The organism is Bacillus paramobilis (assembly GCF_038096195.1).
Taxonomy (GTDB): domain Bacteria; phylum Bacillota; class Bacilli; order Bacillales; family Bacillaceae_G; genus Bacillus_A; species Bacillus_A mobilis.
This window is the reverse complement of the sequence record NZ_CP151108.1, coordinates 3,376,566-3,394,436: the sequence shown is the minus strand read 5'-3', so window position 1 is coordinate 3,394,436 and position 17,871 is coordinate 3,376,566. Positions and strand designations below refer to the sequence as shown.

Below are 17,871 nucleotides of genomic sequence, written 5' to 3'. Positions count from 1 at the left end.
AAAAAGTAGTTTATATACTTTTCGTATAGAGAAAAGGCTTTCCAGGGAAACTTGGGAAGCCTTTTTATAGTTGAATAAATTGGAAATGTAGTAGTTTTTACTGTAACTTCCCATTTAAAAATCGAGCGTATAGGTCATGGAAGTAGTTCGGGCGAAATAAGTTTGCTGCATGTCCTGCAAGCGGTATTTCTTTATATAAAACGTTAGGAAGAATGGATTTCAAATCAAAAAGACAAGATTTATAGAGATGATCATGTTCACCCATTACCCATAGAATAGGGTGGGGAAGTGATTTTAATTTAGATTTTAAATCGAATTCTAAACGATGCCGTAATGATTGGGCGATAATTGATGAATGTAATTGCAATCCGAAACGGTAATAAATATTTCTTGAAATGACTGCGAACGGATTTGCTTTTAGCATGCCACTTGGGAAAATGGTATTTGCGTATTGAGAGAGCCATTTAGAGTACTCGTCTCCTCGCTTCTCCCAAAACTTTTGAAATACGTTATATAAAAGGGATGGATTATTATAATGTCCACCAATGTGACAAATGCTCAATACTTTTTCTGGATGCATTTGTGCAAAAATTGTAGAGATATAACAGCCGTAACTTAGAGCGCAAATATGAGCTTTTTGAATGCCTTCTTTTTCATATAAATTCAATAATTGATCTACGAGACGCTGTAATGAAAATTCGATATCTGCACCTTTATCATCACCATGACCTAATAAGTCGTAAGTAATAACGTTGTAAGAGGCGGAAAATCGTTTATGCTCTTTTTTGAAGGCACGACGATTGCCGACTAATCCATGAATAAAAATAATTGTTTCCTTTTCGGAATGTATATTTGTTTGCAAAAAGGATACTCCTTTCAATAACGGGAGATTTATATAGTATCGTAAATTGGTAATTTATAATTCACATAAAATAATATTTAGCACTAGGTAATAATATCAGATATTTATATCTGTTGTAAAGATGCGTTTGTATGTATATTTTGTAAAAACAGAAAAAGTGTGTTTACATTCAGTTTACATTTGTATTGTATTCTATTTTTAGAAAGAACAGTTTGGTTTAACACGAGGAGATGAACAGGAATGGAAGTTAGAAATGAGATGAAGAAAAAAGGGAACTGGAGGCAGTTTTTACGCCTTATTCAAGATACAAATCCTCCAAAAGGGATTCTTGCTTTTGCGTTATTAATGAGTTTGCTTTCTACAGGAGCGAGTTTATTTATACCGATGTTAACGAAAGGGTTAGTAGATAATTTTTCACTTTCGTCAATAAGTACAGGACAAATTATTGGGCTAGTTGCATTCTTTATTATGCAAACTATAGCTGCAGGATTATCTATATATTTATTAAATTATATTGGGCAGAAGATTGTAGCTGGACTGAGAGAACGCTTGTGGAAAAAGGTGCTTATTTTACCGGTAACTTATTATGATCAAAATAGAACAGGCGATACAATTAGCCGTATGACAAATGATACAGGAGTTGTGAAAACATTAATTTCTGAGCACTTGTCAAACTTATTAACAGGTGGTATTTCAATTGTTGGATCATTAATTGTATTATTTGTTTTAGATTGGAAAATGACACTTTTACTTTTAACCGTTATTCCATTATCAGTACTTATTTTAGTTCCACTTGGACGAAAAATGTATAAGATTTCAAAAGCACTTCAAGATGAAACGGCTTCTTTTACTAGTGTATTAACGCAAGTATTATCAGAAATTCGTTTAGTAAAATCTTCGAACACAGAAAAAAGGGAATATGAAACTGGAAATAAAGGTATTGAAAAGTTATTGCAATTTGGTTTGAAAGAAGGTAAAGTGCAAGCGTTAATTTCACCAGTTATGTCGTTTGTTTTAATGGCATTGCTTGTTATTATCGTAGGGTATGGTGGAATGCGTGTTTCTAGCGGTGCATTAACAACAGGGGAACTAGTAGCGTTTATTTTATATTTAGTACAAATTATAATGCCGATGAGTCAATTATCTATGTTCTTTACACAATTCCAAAAGGCAATTGGTGCAACGGAAAGAATTAATACAATTTTAGAATATGAAGTAGAAGATCATGAAACTGGTATGAAGGTCACAAATGCTAAGCAACCAATCGTTCTTGAAAATGTACATTTCGAGTATAACGAAGAAGAGCAAGTTTTAAAGAATATTGATTTCACAATTGAATCAGGAAAAGTAACAGCAATTGTAGGACCAAGTGGTAGCGGGAAAACGACGTTATTCTCACTATTAGAACGTTTTTATGAGCCAACTAGCGGTGCTATTAAATTAGGAAAAGACTCAATTAAGAATTATTCACTACAGTCATGGCGACGTCAAATCGGTTACGTATCACAAGATAGTCCGTTAATTGATGGAACGATTCGTGATAATATTTGCTACGGTGTTGAGGGTGAAGTGACTGATGCAGAAATTGAAAAAGTAGCAGCAATGGCATATGTTGATGCATTTATTCATGATTTGCCAAACGGATACGCAACAGAAGTTGGAGAACGTGGTGTGAAGCTTTCTGGAGGACAAAGACAGCGAATTGCCATTGCCCGAGCATTACTTCGAAATCCACAAATTCTTATGTTAGATGAAGCAACTTCCAGTCTAGATAGTAAATCAGAGTCTGTCGTTCAAAAGGCGTTAAATAACTTAATGAAAGGCAGAACAACGTTAGTTATTGCACATAGACTTTCTACTGTTGTAGATGCCGATAAAATTATCTTTATAGAAAAAGGGAATCTTACAGGAAGCGGTACACATGATGAATTGTTACGCACACATGATATGTATCGCGAATTTGCAACGCAACAATTGAAAATTAAAGAGGGCGCATTATAAAATGAATAATCAGTGGGGGTGGTACTCCGCTGATTATTCATTTTTAAAATTTTTATTACGGATGCTAATTAGAAAGGAAATGGTTTCTTTGATACCTAACATTTTAATAGTGGACGACGATCCGCATATTAGAGAACTTGTTTCTGTATTTTTAGAACGAGAAGGTTTTCAAACATATGAGGCAATTGATGGTCTAGATGCACTTCAGAAAATAGATGAAGTAAAAGTTGATATGGTTATTCTTGATATCATGATGCCGAATATGGATGGATTTGATGTATGTTTTGAATTAAGGAAGTACTATGATATTCCGATTTTGATGCTAACTGCGAAAGGGGAGACGTCCCAAAAAGTAAAAGGATTTCACCTTGGCACGGATGATTATCTTGTAAAACCATTTGATCCGATAGAACTAGTAGTGAGAGTTAAGGCATTATTGAAACGTTACCAAATTACAGTGTCGCAATCGATTCAAGTTGGAGATGTATTGTTAAATCGTAAAACATTTGAAGTTTCAGTTGGAGAACAAACAGTTACATTACCGCTAAAAGAATTCGAATTGCTTTTTACTTTAGGTTCTAAAGCAGGAAGAACGTGTTCGAGAGAGCAATTAATTGAAGATGTATGGGGATATGATTTTGAAGGGAATGAACGTACACTAGACGTTCATATTAATCGGCTACGTGAGAAGTTTCAAGAAGAGAAGTCGAAGTTCAGTATTAAAACGATAAGAGGTTTAGGGTATCGCTTAGAGGTAAGTAAATGAGGAAAAGAAAACAAATGAGTAGGCTGAAGATGTTGAAAGTAATTGGAGCGGTATTAGCGCTTTTTTCTTTTCTCACTATAATTTGGTCTATCGCATTTTATGTAGCAACTAGTATATTGAATGCTCTGGAAGTAAATGTATCGCCGTTTGTTACTTTTTTAATTAGTGATATGGTCGGCTTTGTATTTATTGTTCTTATCTGGACATTGATTGGGATATTAATGAGACCAAAACGACAGGCAATGATTTGGACGATTATTGAACCGATACAAAAAATTGCAAAAGGAGACTTCTCCGTAAAAATACGCAATGAAGAAAAGTATGATGGAGAAATTGGTGTACTCGTAAAAAGTATAAATGATATGACAGATGAACTGAATACGATGGAGAAAATGCGTCAGGAATTTGTATCGAATGTTTCTCATGAAATACAGTCACCATTAACTTCTATAAAAGGATTCGCAAGAGCACTACAAGATGATAATCTTTCGGAGGAAAAAAGAAAGCATTATCTTACTATTATTGAAACAGAAACGACGAGATTATCTAAACTAAGTCAAAATTTACTGAAACTAACTCTTTTAGAGGCGGAAGAGTATACACCAGAAAGAGTGGCGTATCGATTAGATCAACAGTTAAAGCAAATTGTATTAAATAGTGAACCGCTCTGGGCTGAAAAAGAAATTGAATTAGAACTGGATTTAGAAAAAGTAAATGTTATTGCTGACCAAGAAAGTATGAGTCAAGTGTGGATTAATTTAATTCATAATAGTATTAAATTTACGCCAAGTGGTGGCACAATTACAATCCAGTTACAAAAACATGAGAAAGTAGTGGAAGTACGTATTCGTGATTCGGGAATTGGTATATCCGAAGAACAGAAACAACATATTTTTGAACGTTTTTATAAAGCGGACACTTCACGAAATCGTACTTATGGAGGAAGTGGCTTAGGTTTGGCCATCGTAAAAAAAGTACTCGACCTTCATCAAGGAGAAATAAAAGTCGAGAGTGAGGAAGGGAATGGCGCAGAATTTATTGTGTGTATTCCGAATAATGAAGGAAAATAGTGTTAGGAGGATATCTTCTAACACTATTTCTCTTTAAAAATACATTCCCCGTTACTGCAACTATATTGATAAGCCTTTCCTTCGTTATTCATACGGTATGAATAATCTGATTTTGTATCTTTCTTAAAGTTAACATATGCTTCTGCACCGTTTTTATCATCATCGATATCAATGAATTGAACGCTTCGTATAGAATAATCCTTTTTTTCACTTAAACCTCTTTCTTGTAAGTTTGTATGAATACCTCTTATTAATTGGTCGAACAGTGACCAATTTAAATTAAGATGCTCAAATGATTCAGTATGTCTTCCTAAAATGCCATTGTCTTGTATTATTATTATCGTATGTATAAGAGTATGTAAAATAGGGTTCGTCTTTATATACTACCTCTGCATAATAGCCGATATTATAAATGGGAGTATATTTTCCAGTTATGCTTTGTATTTCTTCTTGCTTATAGTTTTTTATAGTATGGAGATAATTGCTAGTATCTTTTTCTATTACTTTATAATTTAGTGGATTACCAAATATAAAGTACATCGCAAAAAATATGATACATAGTCCGACTGCAGTTAGTGACAAGAACCATTTTTTTCTTTTCATACACATACACTCCCCTATGCTGGATTTATTTTTATTTTACATGAATGATGATAAAACATGTGAGACTTATAAAAAAATATTATAGTTACCCACAGGTAACCTACGCACATGAAAGTGCATCATTGCCTTTTTACATAAATATAGTTACACTTTTAATATAATAATAAACAACTGAGACGATTAAGGAGTGTTATACTTGGCAGAATTATTACAAGGCAAAAATGCTTTAATTACAGGAGCAGGTAGAGGGATTGGTCGTGCTGTAGCGATTGCATTAGCGAAAGAAGGCGTAAACGTAGGTCTTTTAGCTCGTTCAGAAGAAAACTTAAAAGCTGTAGCGAAAGAAGTAGAAGCAGAAGGCGTAAAAGCTGTTATTGCGACTGCTGATGTATCTTCATATGAAGAGGTAACGACTGCAATTGAAACGTTAAAAACCGGTTTAGGATCTATCGATATTTTAATTAATAACGCTGGTATTTCTAAATTCGGTAAGTTTTTAGAACTAGACGTTGCTGATTGGGAAAAAATCATTCAAGTAAACTTAATGGGTGTGTACTATGCAACTCGTGCAGCTTTACCAAGTATGATTGAACAACAATCTGGTGATATCATTAACATTTCATCTACAGCAGGACAAAAGGGTGCACCTGTAACAAGTGCATACAGTGCTTCTAAATTTGGTGTTCTTGGCTTAACAGAATCGTTAGCGATGGAAGTTCGTAAACATAACATTCGTGTGACAGCTTTAACACCAAGTACAGTAGCAACGGATATGGCTGTAGATTTAGGATTAACTGATGGAAACCCAGATAAAGTAATGCAAGCAGAAGATATTGCAGAGTTTATCGTAGCACAGCTGAAATTAAATAAACGTACATTTATTAAATCAGCAGGACTTTGGTCTACTAATCCGTAAGGGATAAATTTAGAAACAAAAGAAGGGATATCTATTCTGTGATGGAGTGGATGTCCCTTCTTTATTTTTTGTATATGAGACAGAAATTACAGTATAATCAAAAGTGAATGGTAGAAAAGTATTAAGAAATTGAAGGGGATGGTATTTACATGAGTACGATTGAGAGATGGACGGCTGTTGATCAATATGTGAGTGATGTATTAATACCGAAAGATTCTACATTAGAAGAAGTTCTTCAAGCAAACGCTGCAGCTAAATTACCAGCACACGATGTATCGCCAACGCAAGGTAAGTTTTTGCAACTACTAGTACAAATTCAAGGGGCTCGTAATATATTAGAGATTGGTACTCTAGGTGGATATAGCACGATATGGCTTGCAAGGGGATTGCCATCTGGAGGCCGAGTTGTTACATTGGAAGCAAATGAAAAACATGCAGAAATTGCACGTAACAATATTGAGCGTGCCAATTTGAATGATAGAATTGAAGTACGAACAGGATTAGCTTTAGAATCTTTACGGCAAATCGAAAATGAGAAGTATGAACCATTTGATTTTATTTTTATAGACGCCGATAAACAAAATAACCCTGCTTATTTTGAATGGGCACTGAAGCTATCACGCCCTGGTACTATAATTATTGGGGATAACGTAGTACGTGAAGGAGAAGTTATTGACAATATGAGTAATGATCCTCGCGTGCAAGGGATACGTCGCTTCTATGAATTAATAGCTGCAGAGCCACGTGTAAGTGCTACTGCGCTTCAAACTGTAGGAAGTAAAGGATACGATGGATTTGTCATGGCAGTCGTAAAAGAATGACGAAAGGAGATAAAAAGATGAAAAAGAAATTTCAAAAATTATAACATGTATCGTGTATAACGCAGCTAGCTCGTGGACCTCCAACATACTTGAAAATATAAGTTTATATAAAAATTGGAGGTAAGGAATAGATGAGAACTGAAAAAGAAATGTTAGACTTAATTATGGATACAGCAAAAGAGGATGATAGAATCCGAGCTGTCATCATGAATGGATCACGTGTAAATCCAAATGTGAAAAGAGATTGTTTTCAAGACTATGATATTATGTATGTTGTAAGTGATATACAATCTTTTACGTCTAATCATAATTGGATTCATAGATTTGGAGAAATAATGATTGTACAAATGCCAGAAGAAATGTCATTAATTCCAGCGGACGAAGACGGGAAATTTCCGTATTTAATGCAGTTTATGGATGGAAATCGAATTGATTTAACGCTCGTTCCATTTGATTTGATAAATAAGTTCGTTGGACAAGATAGTTTAAGTAAACTGCTTCTGGATAAAGATAATTGTATTGTTGAATTTCCACCAGCAAGCGATAAAGATTACTTAATACAAAAGCCTACAGAAAAAGAGTTTTTAGATTGCTGTAATGAATTTTGGTGGTGTAGTACGAATGTAGGGAAAGGACTATGGAGAGAAGAACTTTCTTATGCGAAAGGGATGCTCGATGGTCCAGTACGAGATATGTTCATTGTAATGCTAGAATGGCATATTGGTATGAAAACAGACTTTACAGGTAATGCAGGAAAGTTTGGGAAGCATTTTGAGCAATATATTGAAAAAGATATGTGGGAGCAATTTAAAAGGACCTATTCGAATGCTGAATATGAAGACATATGGGAGTCATTTTTTGTAATGGGAGATATGTTTAGGGAAGTTGCGAACGAATTTGCTAACGCTTATGGATATCAATACCCGCAAGTTGATGATGACAGAGTGACAAGTTATTTAAAACATGTGAGAACATTACTGAGAGATAGTAAAGTAATTTATTAGTTTTATTAAGTAATAAGACTGTCCTAATTAAGGACAGTCTTATTTTTGTTTATGAATAAGAATTTCTCTAACAAAGTGCAGAGGAATCACATATGAAATTTTAGGGAGGTTTTTATCATGTATTATTTTTATTCGCCAGAAATGTTTGCTCCATATGAATGGGGACTAGAACAAGATGTTTCGTACGCCTATATGCCATATAACTCATTTTACTATGGTGACTATATAAATTCATTGCCATACGCATATATCCCGCAAAACTATGTAGTACAAATGAAAGCATATGAGCGTGGATCGTGGACACCATTTTCGTGGGTCGAAAAATATGCTTATGCATTTTCAGGACCGTATAATAAAGCGGAAGTCGCTCTTACATTTGATGATGGACCAGATTTAGAATTTACGCCGAAAATTTTAGATAAGTTAAAACAACATAATGTAAAAGCTACATTTTTCCTGCTCGGTGAAAATGCAGAAAAGTTTCCGAATGTAGTAAAGCGTATTGCGAATGAAGGGCATGTAATTGGCAATCATACGTACAGCCATCCAAATTTAGCGAAAGTAAATGATACTGAGTACCGTAATCAAATTATAAAAACAGAAGAAATATTAAATCGTTTAGCTAGTTATGCACCGAAGTTTATTCGTCCACCGTACGGTGAAATACTTGAAAATCAATTGAAGTGGGCAACAGAGCAAAATTTTATGATTGTACAATGGAGTGTTGATACGGTTGATTGGAAAGGAATAAGCGCTGATACGATTACAAATAATGTGTTAGGGAATTCATTTCCTGGCAGTGTTATCCTTCAGCATTCGACTCCAGGTGGGCGTTTACAAGGATCTGTAGATGCACTAGACAAAATCATTCCTCAGTTAAAAACAAAAGGGGCGCGTTTTGTAACACTTCCAAGTATGTTCCAGACATCAAAAGAAAGAAAATGAATGTGTTGTGGAATTGGAAAAAACAGGATTATGTCGTATGATGAAGCTGTAGGTTAGGAGGGGATATAATTGATGTATGCACTAATAAACATAGGAATGAGTATTTTAATAGGTATTATATTTATACTTGCGGCAATTGTCCTTCAAAAAAATCCACCGACCGATATTAATGCGGCATATGGTTATCGTACGAAACGATCTATGAAAAATAAAGAATTATGGGATGTAGGTAATAGGTATAGTTCAGAAGTGATGAAGCAAAACGGATTCATCATGATGTTAATTGGAAGTGTTGTTAGTATACTGTTTAGATATCCACATACAATGATAGCGATTATGGTGATTATGCTGTTATTAATCATTCGTTTATTTATACGAGTAGAGAGTAGATTAAAAATACTTGAACAATAATGAAAAAATAGGACTCCACGCAATATAATGCTAGGAGTCCTATTTTATTTATAAACTATTATTTTCTAGTAAGTCTTTTCCTTTTTCTATAACAAATTCATAGTATGCAAGATCATATGGATAAATATCTTCAAATGTTATCGTTATCGGTTTATTGCTTAAAACAGAAATAGCTGTAAAAGATGAAATCTCTCTTTTTAGTAGTTGTAGAAAAGAAGTTGCATGTACTTTCATCACATCGTCTACTTCTTCACCTGGTGCGAATGGAAGTGGATTGATGACATTGTGAAAATACATATGACAAAACTCGCGATCTGTAAGATTTGAAATTTCATAATCTATTTTAAAGATGCCTTTGTATGCTAACTCAGTCGTTTGAAAAGAAAGCCCCAGTTCTTCTTTAATTTCACGAAGACCACCAATTTGTACATCTTCATCATGCATAATATGTCCGGCTGAAGTAATATCCCATATACCCGGAGCTTCTTTTTTATTTTTAGAGCGTAATTGGAAATATAAGAACATATCTTCATCATCTTTTTCTACAAACCAACAATGAAATGTTTCGTGCCAATCACCGTCACGATGCACTTCATCACGCAATTTCTTCCCAAGTGTATTTCTTTCAGGATCAAATATTGTTAACCACTCTGTCATTTAAATTCCCCTTTCTGCAAATTTTATTATACAATATTTGTATTGAATTTTGGGAAAATAAAGAAAAACGGAGTGGTTAATAGTGGGGATAGAGAGTAAAGAAATAAAATCGATTATTTCAACAGAGGAAGAATTACGGAAAATATTGGGGCAACCAAGTGAGCGAGCGTTAAAGAAAGTTATTTCATCATTAGACCACCATTGCATAGATTTTTTGTCAAAATCTCCTTTTCTAGTATTGTCTACTGCAAATAAATTAGGAGAGTGCGATGCTTCGCCGAGAGGAGACGCACCTGGATTTGTTTACGTATTAAATAATAATAAAATTATTATTCCAGAAAGACCAGGCAACCGCCGTATAGACTCCATTTTGAATATTATTTCAAATCCACGTGTAGGATTACTCTTTTTTATTCCAGGTCTTGGGGAGACACTCCGAATAAATGGCCGAGCGTATATAACAAACGACGAAGAAATTTTGCAAGAAATGCAGGCGAATGGACGCACTCCGCTACTTGGAATTGTTGTTGAAATAGAGGAATGCTACATTCATTGTGCAAAAGCTTTTATTCGTTCGAAAATGTGGGATCCAGAATCTTGGTTAAATAAAAAAGAGTTACCTTCAGCAGCAAAAATGTTGCTGGAGCACGCGAAAGTAAATACTTCGGAAGAGGATGTTGCACGTTCTTTAGAAGAAAGTTATACGAAAAGATTGTATTAAAAAACTTTATTAATATATCTTTGTAAGGTAAGTATCTACGCGTTTTAGAATGGGATATTTATATGTGAACCATTGATTTACAAACTGGAGAAATAACAAAATAGGTAAATCGAGCGGCAATTGTAAAATGTTATTGTGAAATATAATAAAAAATGATTTTGAAAATAGTTAGTAAAAATAGGCTTGCTTTTTAAAAAGTTGATAATTATAATAAGTTAACAAATAGACATGAACGAAAAAGTAACGATAAGGACATGAAATCATTTTTACGGTTTACAGAGAGGGAAGTCAAGGGTGTGAGCTTCCTAACACGAGAAATGGTTTTACCACCTTTGAACTTCAATAGTGAACGAGTAATCTAGTAATTATTGACGGAATCAGCCGTTATCTGAACTTGAGCAATCTAGGGGGAAATACGTCTAGGTTGGAACAAGGGTGGAACCACGAAAACACATTCGTCCCTTTCCTAGGGATGAGTGTGTTTTTTTATAGTTCCTGAGATTGAAAATTAAAAATAATTAAAAAATAGTATTGATTTTGTTTTTTATGCGAGTATAATGAGTTAACAAATAAACATGAACGAAAAGTAACGATAAGGACATGAAATCATTTTTACGGTTTACAGAGAGGGGAGCCAAGGGTGTGAGCTTCCTAACACGAGAAATGGTTTTACCACCTTTGAACTTCAATAGTGAACGAGTAATCTAGTAATTATTGACGGAATCAGCCGTTATCTGAACTTGAGCAATCTAGGGAGAAATATGTCTAGGTTGGAACAAGGGTGGAACCACGAAAACACATTCGTCCCTTTCCTAGGGATGAGTGTGTTTTTTTATTACTTTGAAAGGAGGTGCTGTAACATGAAACGATTTGTACGTACGGAAATAACCACCACCTGCATGATTAAAAAGCAGAGCAAGGTGATTGATAAAGATAAAAAATAAAATTGTAGGAGGAGATTAGAAGATGAATAACGTTATTAATGTTGGGGTGTTAGGCTTAGGTACGGTCGGAAGTGGTGTTGTCCATATTTTGAAAGAACATTATAAAAAAATTGCACTTGATACAGGGTATGAAGTGAAGGTAAAGACAGTCGTTGTACGTGATTTAGAAAAAGAACGTGATGTTTGTATTGATGGAATTGTAGTAACAAGTCATGTCGATGAAGTTCTAAATGATTCAAATATTGATATTGTAGTAGAGGTAATGGGCGGAATTGAAGAAGCGAAGCAGCACATTGTTAAGGCTTTACGAAATAAGAAACATGTCGTAACAGCAAATAAAGATTTAATGGCTGTATACGGTGCAGAACTTCTCCAACTGGCGAACGATAATGATTGTGATTTATGTTACGAGGCAAGTGTAGCGGGCGGTATTCCGGTGTTAAGAGGATTAACAGACGGATTAGCATCAGATCAAATTGAAAAAATAATGGGAATCGTAAATGGTACAACAAATTACATGTTAACAAAGATGAGTCAAAATGGATGGTCGTATGAAGAGGCGTTACAAGAAGCACAAAAATTAGGTTTCGCAGAATCGGATCCAACAGCGGATGTAGATGGGCTAGATGCGGCGAGAAAGGTAGCCATTCTTGCAAACTTAGGTTTTTCGATGAATGTTTCTTTAGATGATGTGCAAGTAAGAGGGATTCGAAAGGTCGAAAAAGAAGATTTACAAATGGCTGAAAAGTTAGGGTTTACTATGAAATTAATTGGGAAAGCAGAGAAACAAGGATCAGCCATTCATTTAAGTGTAGAACCGACACTTTTACCAAGTCATCATCCATTATCAAATGTAAATAATGAATTTAATGCAGTATATGTTCACGGTCAAGCGGTAGGAGAAGTAATGTTTTACGGCCCTGGAGCTGGGAAGTTACCGACTGGTTCTGCTGTAGTAAGTGATATTATTTCAATTGTTAAAAGTATGAATCAAGTTCCGAAAAATAAAAGTGCGTTAAAAGAACCAGAACCGTATGAATTACAAGGAGATGAAGAAGTCGTTTCGAAATATTTCTTACGTATTTCATTACGAGATGAACCTGGGATGTTGCAAAAAATAACAGAATGTTTCGTTAATTATTCTGTAAGTTTAAAAGAAGTTATTCAATTACCTTTAAATCGTGAACTTGCAGAAGTCGTTGTTGTGACACATCAAACTTCAAAGTATCAATTCGAACGAGTGCTAGGAGCGATAGAAGATGTCGCAAGTGAAATAAACAGTTATTACATTATTGAGGAGGAAAAACAATATGTATAAAGGATTATTAAAACAGTATGCTTCTTATTTACCGGTGAATGAAAATACACCTGATGTGAGCTTAATGGAAGGAAATACACCGCTTATTCCGTTATTAAACATATCAAAACAATTAGGAATTCAGTTATACGGTAAGTATGAAGGAGCGAATCCGACGGGTTCTTTTAAAGATCGTGGTATGGTAATGGCTGTTGCGAAGGCGAAAGAAGAAGGTTCGGAGGCAATTATTTGTGCATCAACAGGTAATACTTCGGCATCGGCCGCAGCATACGCGGCACGCCTTGGAATGAAATGTATAATCGTAATCCCTGAAGGAAAGATTGCACATGGAAAATTAGCGCAAGCAGTCGCCTATGGAGCTGAAATTATTTCAATAGAAGGAAATTTTGATGATGCACTTAAGGCTGTAAGAAATATTGCTGCTGAAGAGCCGATTACATTAGTAAATTCAGTGAATCCTTATCGAATTGAAGGGCAAAAGACAGCAGCATTTGAAATTTGTGAACAGTTGCAAAGTGCACCAGATGTTTTAGCGATTCCTGTTGGAAATGCTGGAAATATTACAGCGTACTGGAAAGGTTTCTGTGAATATGAGAAAGAAAAAGGCTATAAGAAGCCAAGAATTCACGGGTTTGAAGCGGAAGGAGCAGCTGCTATTGTAAAGGGACATGTCATTGAAGAACCTGAAACAATTGCAACAGCGATTCGCATCGGTAACCCAGCGAGTTGGTCATATGCAGTAGAGGCTGCCAAGCAGTCTCACGGTGAAATAGATATGGTATCAGATGAAGAAATATTACATGCGTATAGATTATTAGCAAAAACAGAAGGGGTTTTCGCTGAGCCAGGATCAAATGCTTCATTAGCCGGCGTTATTAAACATGTTCAATCTGGAAAAATCAAAAAAGGAGAGACAGTTGTTGCGGTTTTAACTGGAAATGGGTTGAAAGATCCTGATATCGCAATCTCTTCTAATACATTAGATATTGCAAGTGTTTCAAATAATATAGAAAAAATTAAAGAGCATATTAAAGGGGTGATTATGTCGTGATACCATTAAGTATTCGTGTTCCTGCTAGTACAGCGAATGTTGGACCTGGATTTGATTCAGTAGGAATAGCTTTGTCATTATATTTAGATGTGGTGGTAAAAGAAAAAGTTGATAAATGGCAAGTAATTCATTCCTTTGAAGAGTCTATTCCGACAGACGATAAAAATTTAATTGTTAGCACGGCATGTAAGGTGAGTCCTTCTTTATCACCCCATATAATAGAAGTTACTAGTAATATCCCACTAACAAGAGGGCTAGGAAGTAGTGCATCAGCAATTGTAGCTGGGATAGAGCTTGCGAATCAACTAGGCAATTTGAACTTAACAACTGATCAAAAAGTTCAAATTGCTACAAATTTTGAAGGACATCCAGATAATGTTGCTGCTTCGATATTAGGAGGAACTGTAATCGGAGCACTTGATGGAAAGAATGTTTCGGTTGTAAGAATTGAAAGTAAGGAATTAGGTGTAATTTCTCTTATTCCAAATGAAGAGTTAAATACAGATGAAAGCCGATCTGTATTACCAGATGTGTTTCCATTTCATGAAGCAGTTAAGGCTAGTGCAATCAGCAACGTATTAGTAGCTGCGTTTTGTCAAAAGAAGTGGGAAGTTGTAGGTGAAATGATGGAAAGAGATCATTTTCACGAGCCATTTCGTTTAGAACTGGTCCCGTTATTACCATCTATTCGTAAATGTGCAAAAGAATTTGGAGCATACGGCACAGCGCTTAGCGGTGCAGGCCCATCCATTTTTATATTGACGCCATATGATAAACGTCAAGAAATTGCTGAGCAATTAGCGAGAGTATTTACGTCTATGAAAGTGTGTGAGCTAGAAATCGATCATAGAGGAATTACTGTAAATAAAGAAGAACATATAGGGCTATAAAAAAGCTAGCATTCCTAGCTTTTTTTGTTGTAAATATCTTTTCAGTGGGCATATAAAAGAAAAGTAATCATGTATAATTTAGTAAAGGGTGTATTCATTTGGAGGTGATCGTATGAAGACAGAGTCACCAGAAGAAAAAAGAGAACGTATAAGGCAAAGTGAATTGAAAAATAATCCTACCGGCTCTTTAAAGGATGGATTAAACAGAGCTGAATCCGGTAGTCCAGTTGATATGACAGGTGGTATGAATTGGAAAGGTACAGCGCTAGTAATTTTAGTGCTAGTTTTAGGCTATATTATATACACTTATTTTTTTAGTTAAGAAATGCCCATTAAAGTTATGAATTATTTGCTTTTATAAGTAGTGAGGATGAAAAAACACGGTTATTGTATTACATATACTTTAAGCAAATTATAGTTGTTCATACACACTTATTTATAATACTCAAAATAGAGCTAGCGTTATGCTGGTTCTATTTTTTTGCCACATTTCTGTAACAAAGCCCCTGTATATTCAGTGGTGGAGGTGCAGAAGATGAAAAAAATGATAGCAATATGTCTTCTTACAACTATGTCATTTTCGACTTTAGTTGGGTGTGATGTAAAAGGTAACAAGACTGTACAAGAGTCTGAAGTAAAGAAAGCGACGTATAAAGAGTTTACTTACGATGTAAATCCAGAGACTTTCATGTTAACTGTAGAACATGATGGTGTAAAGGAACAGGCGTCACAGCCGTTACCGAAAATGAAGGTTTCGAATGTTAAAAAAGACAAGGATCGTACATCTTGGGAATATCCAGATCAAAAAGTAAAAGTGAATCTAGAAAAGAAAAAAGATCACTTAAATATTGAAGTGGAATCGACTGGTGCAGAAAGCTTTACGTGGCCGAAAGTACAAGCTGAAAATTATACACTTCCGTTATGGGAAGGTAAGCAAATTCCGAGTAATGATGAAAATTGGAAGAAGTTTTTAAAGGATGATGCATATTCATTTGTTGAATCATTTTCTATGAAGTTTTTTGCGTTAAATGGTTCGAAATATTCCATTGTATATATTGCGAACAATATGTTTAATAATGAATTGAAATTTCATTCGGATCCGAAAATAGGATTTGATTTTATACATGAATTCCCGCGTATAAATAAAAATAAAGCATATGGATTTCAATTATATGTGACAAATAATGATGCAGTCAGTATTGCTAAATTGTATAAGGATACTATTGCTAGAAAAGGTGAATTTAAAACATTACAAGAAAAGGCTAGAAAAAATAAAGAGATTGAAAAACTTTATGGTGCGGCTCATTTTTATTTTTGGAATCAAAATGGTTTGTCTGACAGTAACGTAAATTGGCCAAAGATAAGAGAGAAAATAAATAGTCCTGTGTTTAGCCATATAAAAGAGCTTATTCAAAAGAATAGTTCGGAGCCTGGAGAATTGAATGTATTTGAGCAAGTAAGTAAACAAGATTTCATTGATCAGTACCAAAAAAATGTTATTTTGCGTTATGTAAATGAAGTATTATCAATGAAGGAATTGTATAAAAAGGATATTTTCCCAAAAGTTGATCAGAAGGCTAGTGGGTTATTAAACAAAGGCGTGGATCAGTTATCGAAGATGGAGTTATATAACTTAAATAAGCATGTATTAAAGTCGGCGCTCGGTGATGCGGTTGAAGAAGTAAGTAAATGGGGTAAGGCAGATGGAACGGATATTATAAAGGAAATGAAAGCAGCAGGAATAGACAATGCGTGGATTGGGTTACCGAACTGGGAACAAGGGTATATGCAGCCTGATTTCGTGACAGAAGCTAAGAAAATGGGATATTTAGTTGGTCCGTATGATTCTTACCATTCTATTCACGAAAAGGCTGATAAAAATTGGAATACAGCTTCTTTTCATGATCCATCGTTATATGAAGAGGCAACTGTGACGAAGAACAATGGAGAAAAAGTGCAAGGGTTTTTAGGTAGAGGGCGAAAATTAAATCCAACTTTATCTCTTCCTAGTGTAAAAGAGCGAATGAACGATATATTACAAAATGGACCTAAATATAATTCATGGTTTATTGATTGTGATGCGACAGGTGAAATTTATGATGACTATTCGGCCAAACATATAACAACACAAGAACAAGATTTAAAAGCAAGGTTGCAACGCATGGATTATATTGCACAAGAAAAAGGTATGGTAGTTGGTTCAGAAGGCGGAAATGACTTTGCAAGTAGCACGATTGCATTTGCTCACGGCATTGAAACGCCGGTTATTAAATGGGACGATGAAGATATGAGGAAAAATAAAACAAGTCCGTATTATGTGGGTGGATATTGGTCACCGAATCAAAATGTTCCAGAAAAATATGCAAAACAAGTACCGTTGAAAGAAGAATATAAACAAGTATATTTAAATCCAGTATATTCGGTACCGTTATATAAATTAGTATACAACGATTCTGTAATTACAACGCATCACTGGGAATGGGGAAGCTTGAAAGTAAAAGATGAGGTAGGAAACCGTATGCTATATGAGTTATTGTATAATGTTCCTCCGTTGTACCATTTAGATGAAGTAGAGTGGAATAAGCATAAACAAGAAATTACGCAGCATCTGAAAGTTTGGAATGAAGTTCATAAAAAGGCAGTAAAAGAAGAAATGACGAATTTTGCATATTTGTCAGAAGATAAATTAGTCCAATCTGCCTCATATGGAAAAGATATTAAAGTTATTGTGAATTTCTCAAATGAAGAGATAGAAATAGATAAGGCGAAACTAAAAGCAAAATCCGCTGTTATATATAATCATGGGAAGAAAACAATGTATACACCGCTTGAGGGATAATATGAAATGTATTGTTGCATTACTAATTTTTCAGGTGAAAATTGAAGGGTTC

At 34.7% G+C, this 17,871-nt stretch carries 16 protein-coding genes, 1 pseudogene and 2 other annotated features; of the genes and pseudogenes, 14 read left to right on the top strand and 3 right to left on the bottom strand.

All coding sequences use genetic code 11. From position 1 onward, the window contains the following. Positions 1 to 97: 97 nt before the first annotated feature. Positions 98 to 862: an alpha/beta fold hydrolase gene (locus tag AABL52_RS17355; RefSeq protein WP_001194294.1), complete on the bottom strand. Its 765-nt coding sequence runs from the start codon at positions 860 to 862 to the stop codon at positions 98 to 100. Between the two features lie 240 nt (positions 863 to 1,102). Between AABL52_RS17355 and AABL52_RS17350 the strand changes: the two genes are divergently transcribed. The 3 genes from AABL52_RS17350 (at position 1,103) to hitS (ending at position 4,699) form a co-directional block, all read left to right on the top strand. Further along, positions 1,103 to 2,863 (top strand): ABC transporter ATP-binding protein, encoded by a 1,761-nt coding sequence (locus AABL52_RS17350; protein WP_341518045.1) that lies wholly within the window; start codon positions 1,103 to 1,105, stop codon positions 2,861 to 2,863. An 88-nt stretch (positions 2,864 to 2,951) separates the two neighbouring features. Beyond that, positions 2,952 to 3,629, top strand: a complete 678-nt coding sequence (gene hitR / locus AABL52_RS17345) for a response regulator transcription factor (RefSeq protein ID WP_217993853.1) — start codon at positions 2,952 to 2,954, stop codon at positions 3,627 to 3,629. Then, positions 3,626 to 4,699 (top strand): envelope stress sensor histidine kinase HitS, encoded by a 1,074-nt coding sequence (gene hitS / locus AABL52_RS17340; RefSeq protein WP_341518044.1) that lies wholly within the window; start codon positions 3,626 to 3,628, stop codon positions 4,697 to 4,699. Before hitR ends, hitS begins: the two co-directional genes overlap by 4 nt. A 23-nt stretch (positions 4,700 to 4,722) precedes the next feature. On the opposite strand, the pseudogene AABL52_RS17335 reads toward hitS, so the two are convergent. After that, positions 4,723 to 5,302, bottom strand: a pseudogene (locus AABL52_RS17335) (DUF3139 domain-containing protein). A gap of 196 nt (positions 5,303 to 5,498) precedes the next feature. Here AABL52_RS17335 and AABL52_RS17330 point away from each other — a divergent pair. The 5 genes from AABL52_RS17330 (at position 5,499) to AABL52_RS17310 (ending at position 9,399) form a co-directional block, all read left to right on the top strand. Continuing rightward, a complete protein-coding gene (locus AABL52_RS17330; RefSeq protein WP_000818988.1) occupies positions 5,499 to 6,218 on the top strand; it encodes a 3-ketoacyl-ACP reductase in 720 nt (239 codons plus the stop codon). 149 nt (positions 6,219 to 6,367) lie between these two features. Next, positions 6,368 to 7,039 (top strand): O-methyltransferase, encoded by a 672-nt coding sequence (locus tag AABL52_RS17325; protein ID WP_341518043.1) that lies wholly within the window; start codon positions 6,368 to 6,370, stop codon positions 7,037 to 7,039. Positions 7,040 to 7,170: 131 nt separating this feature from the next. Beyond that, positions 7,171 to 8,043, top strand: a complete 873-nt coding sequence (locus AABL52_RS17320; RefSeq protein ID WP_341518042.1) for an aminoglycoside 6-adenylyltransferase — start codon at positions 7,171 to 7,173, stop codon at positions 8,041 to 8,043. Between the two features lie 117 nt (positions 8,044 to 8,160). Then, a complete protein-coding gene (locus AABL52_RS17315; RefSeq protein WP_341518041.1) occupies positions 8,161 to 8,988 on the top strand; it encodes a peptidoglycan-N-acetylglucosamine deacetylase in 828 nt (275 codons plus the stop codon). 72 nt (positions 8,989 to 9,060) lie between these two features. After that, positions 9,061 to 9,399 (top strand): SdpI family protein, encoded by a 339-nt coding sequence (locus AABL52_RS17310; protein ID WP_120449859.1) that lies wholly within the window; start codon positions 9,061 to 9,063, stop codon positions 9,397 to 9,399. A gap of 48 nt (positions 9,400 to 9,447) precedes the next feature. Here the strand turns inward: AABL52_RS17310 and AABL52_RS17305 are convergent, their stop codons facing one another. Continuing rightward, the gene (locus tag AABL52_RS17305) at positions 9,448 to 10,056 is read right to left on the bottom strand and encodes an NUDIX hydrolase (protein ID WP_000141351.1); all 609 of its coding nucleotides are present in this window, start codon (positions 10,054 to 10,056) and stop codon (positions 9,448 to 9,450) included. Between the two features lie 82 nt (positions 10,057 to 10,138). Between AABL52_RS17305 and AABL52_RS17300 the strand changes: the two genes are divergently transcribed. The 6 genes from AABL52_RS17300 (at position 10,139) to AABL52_RS17275 (ending at position 17,819) form a co-directional block, all read left to right on the top strand. Beyond that, positions 10,139 to 10,777, top strand: coding sequence for a pyridoxamine 5'-phosphate oxidase family protein (locus tag AABL52_RS17300; protein ID WP_341518040.1), 639 nt, complete (start codon positions 10,139 to 10,141; stop codon positions 10,775 to 10,777). 234 nt (positions 10,778 to 11,011) lie between these two features. Then, positions 11,012 to 11,243 (top strand) — a binding site (T-box leader). 114 nt (positions 11,244 to 11,357) lie between these two features. Then, positions 11,358 to 11,589 (top strand) — a binding site (T-box leader). A 154-nt stretch (positions 11,590 to 11,743) separates the two neighbouring features. Then, positions 11,744 to 13,039 (top strand): homoserine dehydrogenase, encoded by a 1,296-nt coding sequence (locus tag AABL52_RS17295; RefSeq protein ID WP_001066912.1) that lies wholly within the window; start codon positions 11,744 to 11,746, stop codon positions 13,037 to 13,039. Further along, positions 13,032 to 14,090 (top strand): threonine synthase, encoded by a 1,059-nt coding sequence (thrC, locus tag AABL52_RS17290; protein ID WP_341518039.1) that lies wholly within the window; start codon positions 13,032 to 13,034, stop codon positions 14,088 to 14,090. Before AABL52_RS17295 ends, thrC begins: the two co-directional genes overlap by 8 nt. Beyond that, positions 14,087 to 14,980 (top strand): homoserine kinase, encoded by an 894-nt coding sequence (thrB, locus tag AABL52_RS17285; RefSeq protein ID WP_341518038.1) that lies wholly within the window; start codon positions 14,087 to 14,089, stop codon positions 14,978 to 14,980. Before thrC ends, thrB begins: the two co-directional genes overlap by 4 nt. Positions 14,981 to 15,092: 112 nt before the next feature. Then, positions 15,093 to 15,302 (top strand): DUF6366 family protein, encoded by a 210-nt coding sequence (locus tag AABL52_RS17280; protein WP_000846275.1) that lies wholly within the window; start codon positions 15,093 to 15,095, stop codon positions 15,300 to 15,302. 213 nt (positions 15,303 to 15,515) lie between these two features. Beyond that, entirely contained in the window at positions 15,516 to 17,819 is a 2,304-nt protein-coding gene (locus AABL52_RS17275) for a glycoside hydrolase (RefSeq protein WP_341518037.1), read from the top strand. Positions 17,820 to 17,871 lie beyond the last annotated feature (52 nt).

Coding starts and splice junctions, on each gene's coding strand:
- AABL52_RS17350 (WP_341518045.1), top strand. CDS start 1,103: ATGGAAGTTAGAAATGAGATGAAGAAAAAAGGGAACTGGAGGCAGTTT.
- hitS (WP_341518044.1), top strand. CDS start 3,626: ATGAGGAAAAGAAAACAAATGAGTAGGCTGAAGATGTTGAAAGTAATT.
- AABL52_RS17325 (WP_341518043.1), top strand. CDS start 6,368: ATGAGTACGATTGAGAGATGGACGGCTGTTGATCAATATGTGAGTGAT.
- AABL52_RS17320 (WP_341518042.1), top strand. CDS start 7,171: ATGAGAACTGAAAAAGAAATGTTAGACTTAATTATGGATACAGCAAAA.
- AABL52_RS17315 (WP_341518041.1), top strand. CDS start 8,161: ATGTATTATTTTTATTCGCCAGAAATGTTTGCTCCATATGAATGGGGA.
- AABL52_RS17310 (WP_120449859.1), top strand. CDS start 9,061: ATGTATGCACTAATAAACATAGGAATGAGTATTTTAATAGGTATTATA.
- AABL52_RS17305 (WP_000141351.1), bottom strand. CDS start 10,056: ATGACAGAGTGGTTAACAATATTTGATCCTGAAAGAAATACACTTGGG.
- AABL52_RS17295 (WP_001066912.1), top strand. CDS start 11,744: ATGAATAACGTTATTAATGTTGGGGTGTTAGGCTTAGGTACGGTCGGA.
- thrC (WP_341518039.1), top strand. CDS start 13,032: ATGTATAAAGGATTATTAAAACAGTATGCTTCTTATTTACCGGTGAAT.
- AABL52_RS17280 (WP_000846275.1), top strand. CDS start 15,093: ATGAAGACAGAGTCACCAGAAGAAAAAAGAGAACGTATAAGGCAAAGT.
- AABL52_RS17275 (WP_341518037.1), top strand. CDS start 15,516: ATGAAAAAAATGATAGCAATATGTCTTCTTACAACTATGTCATTTTCG.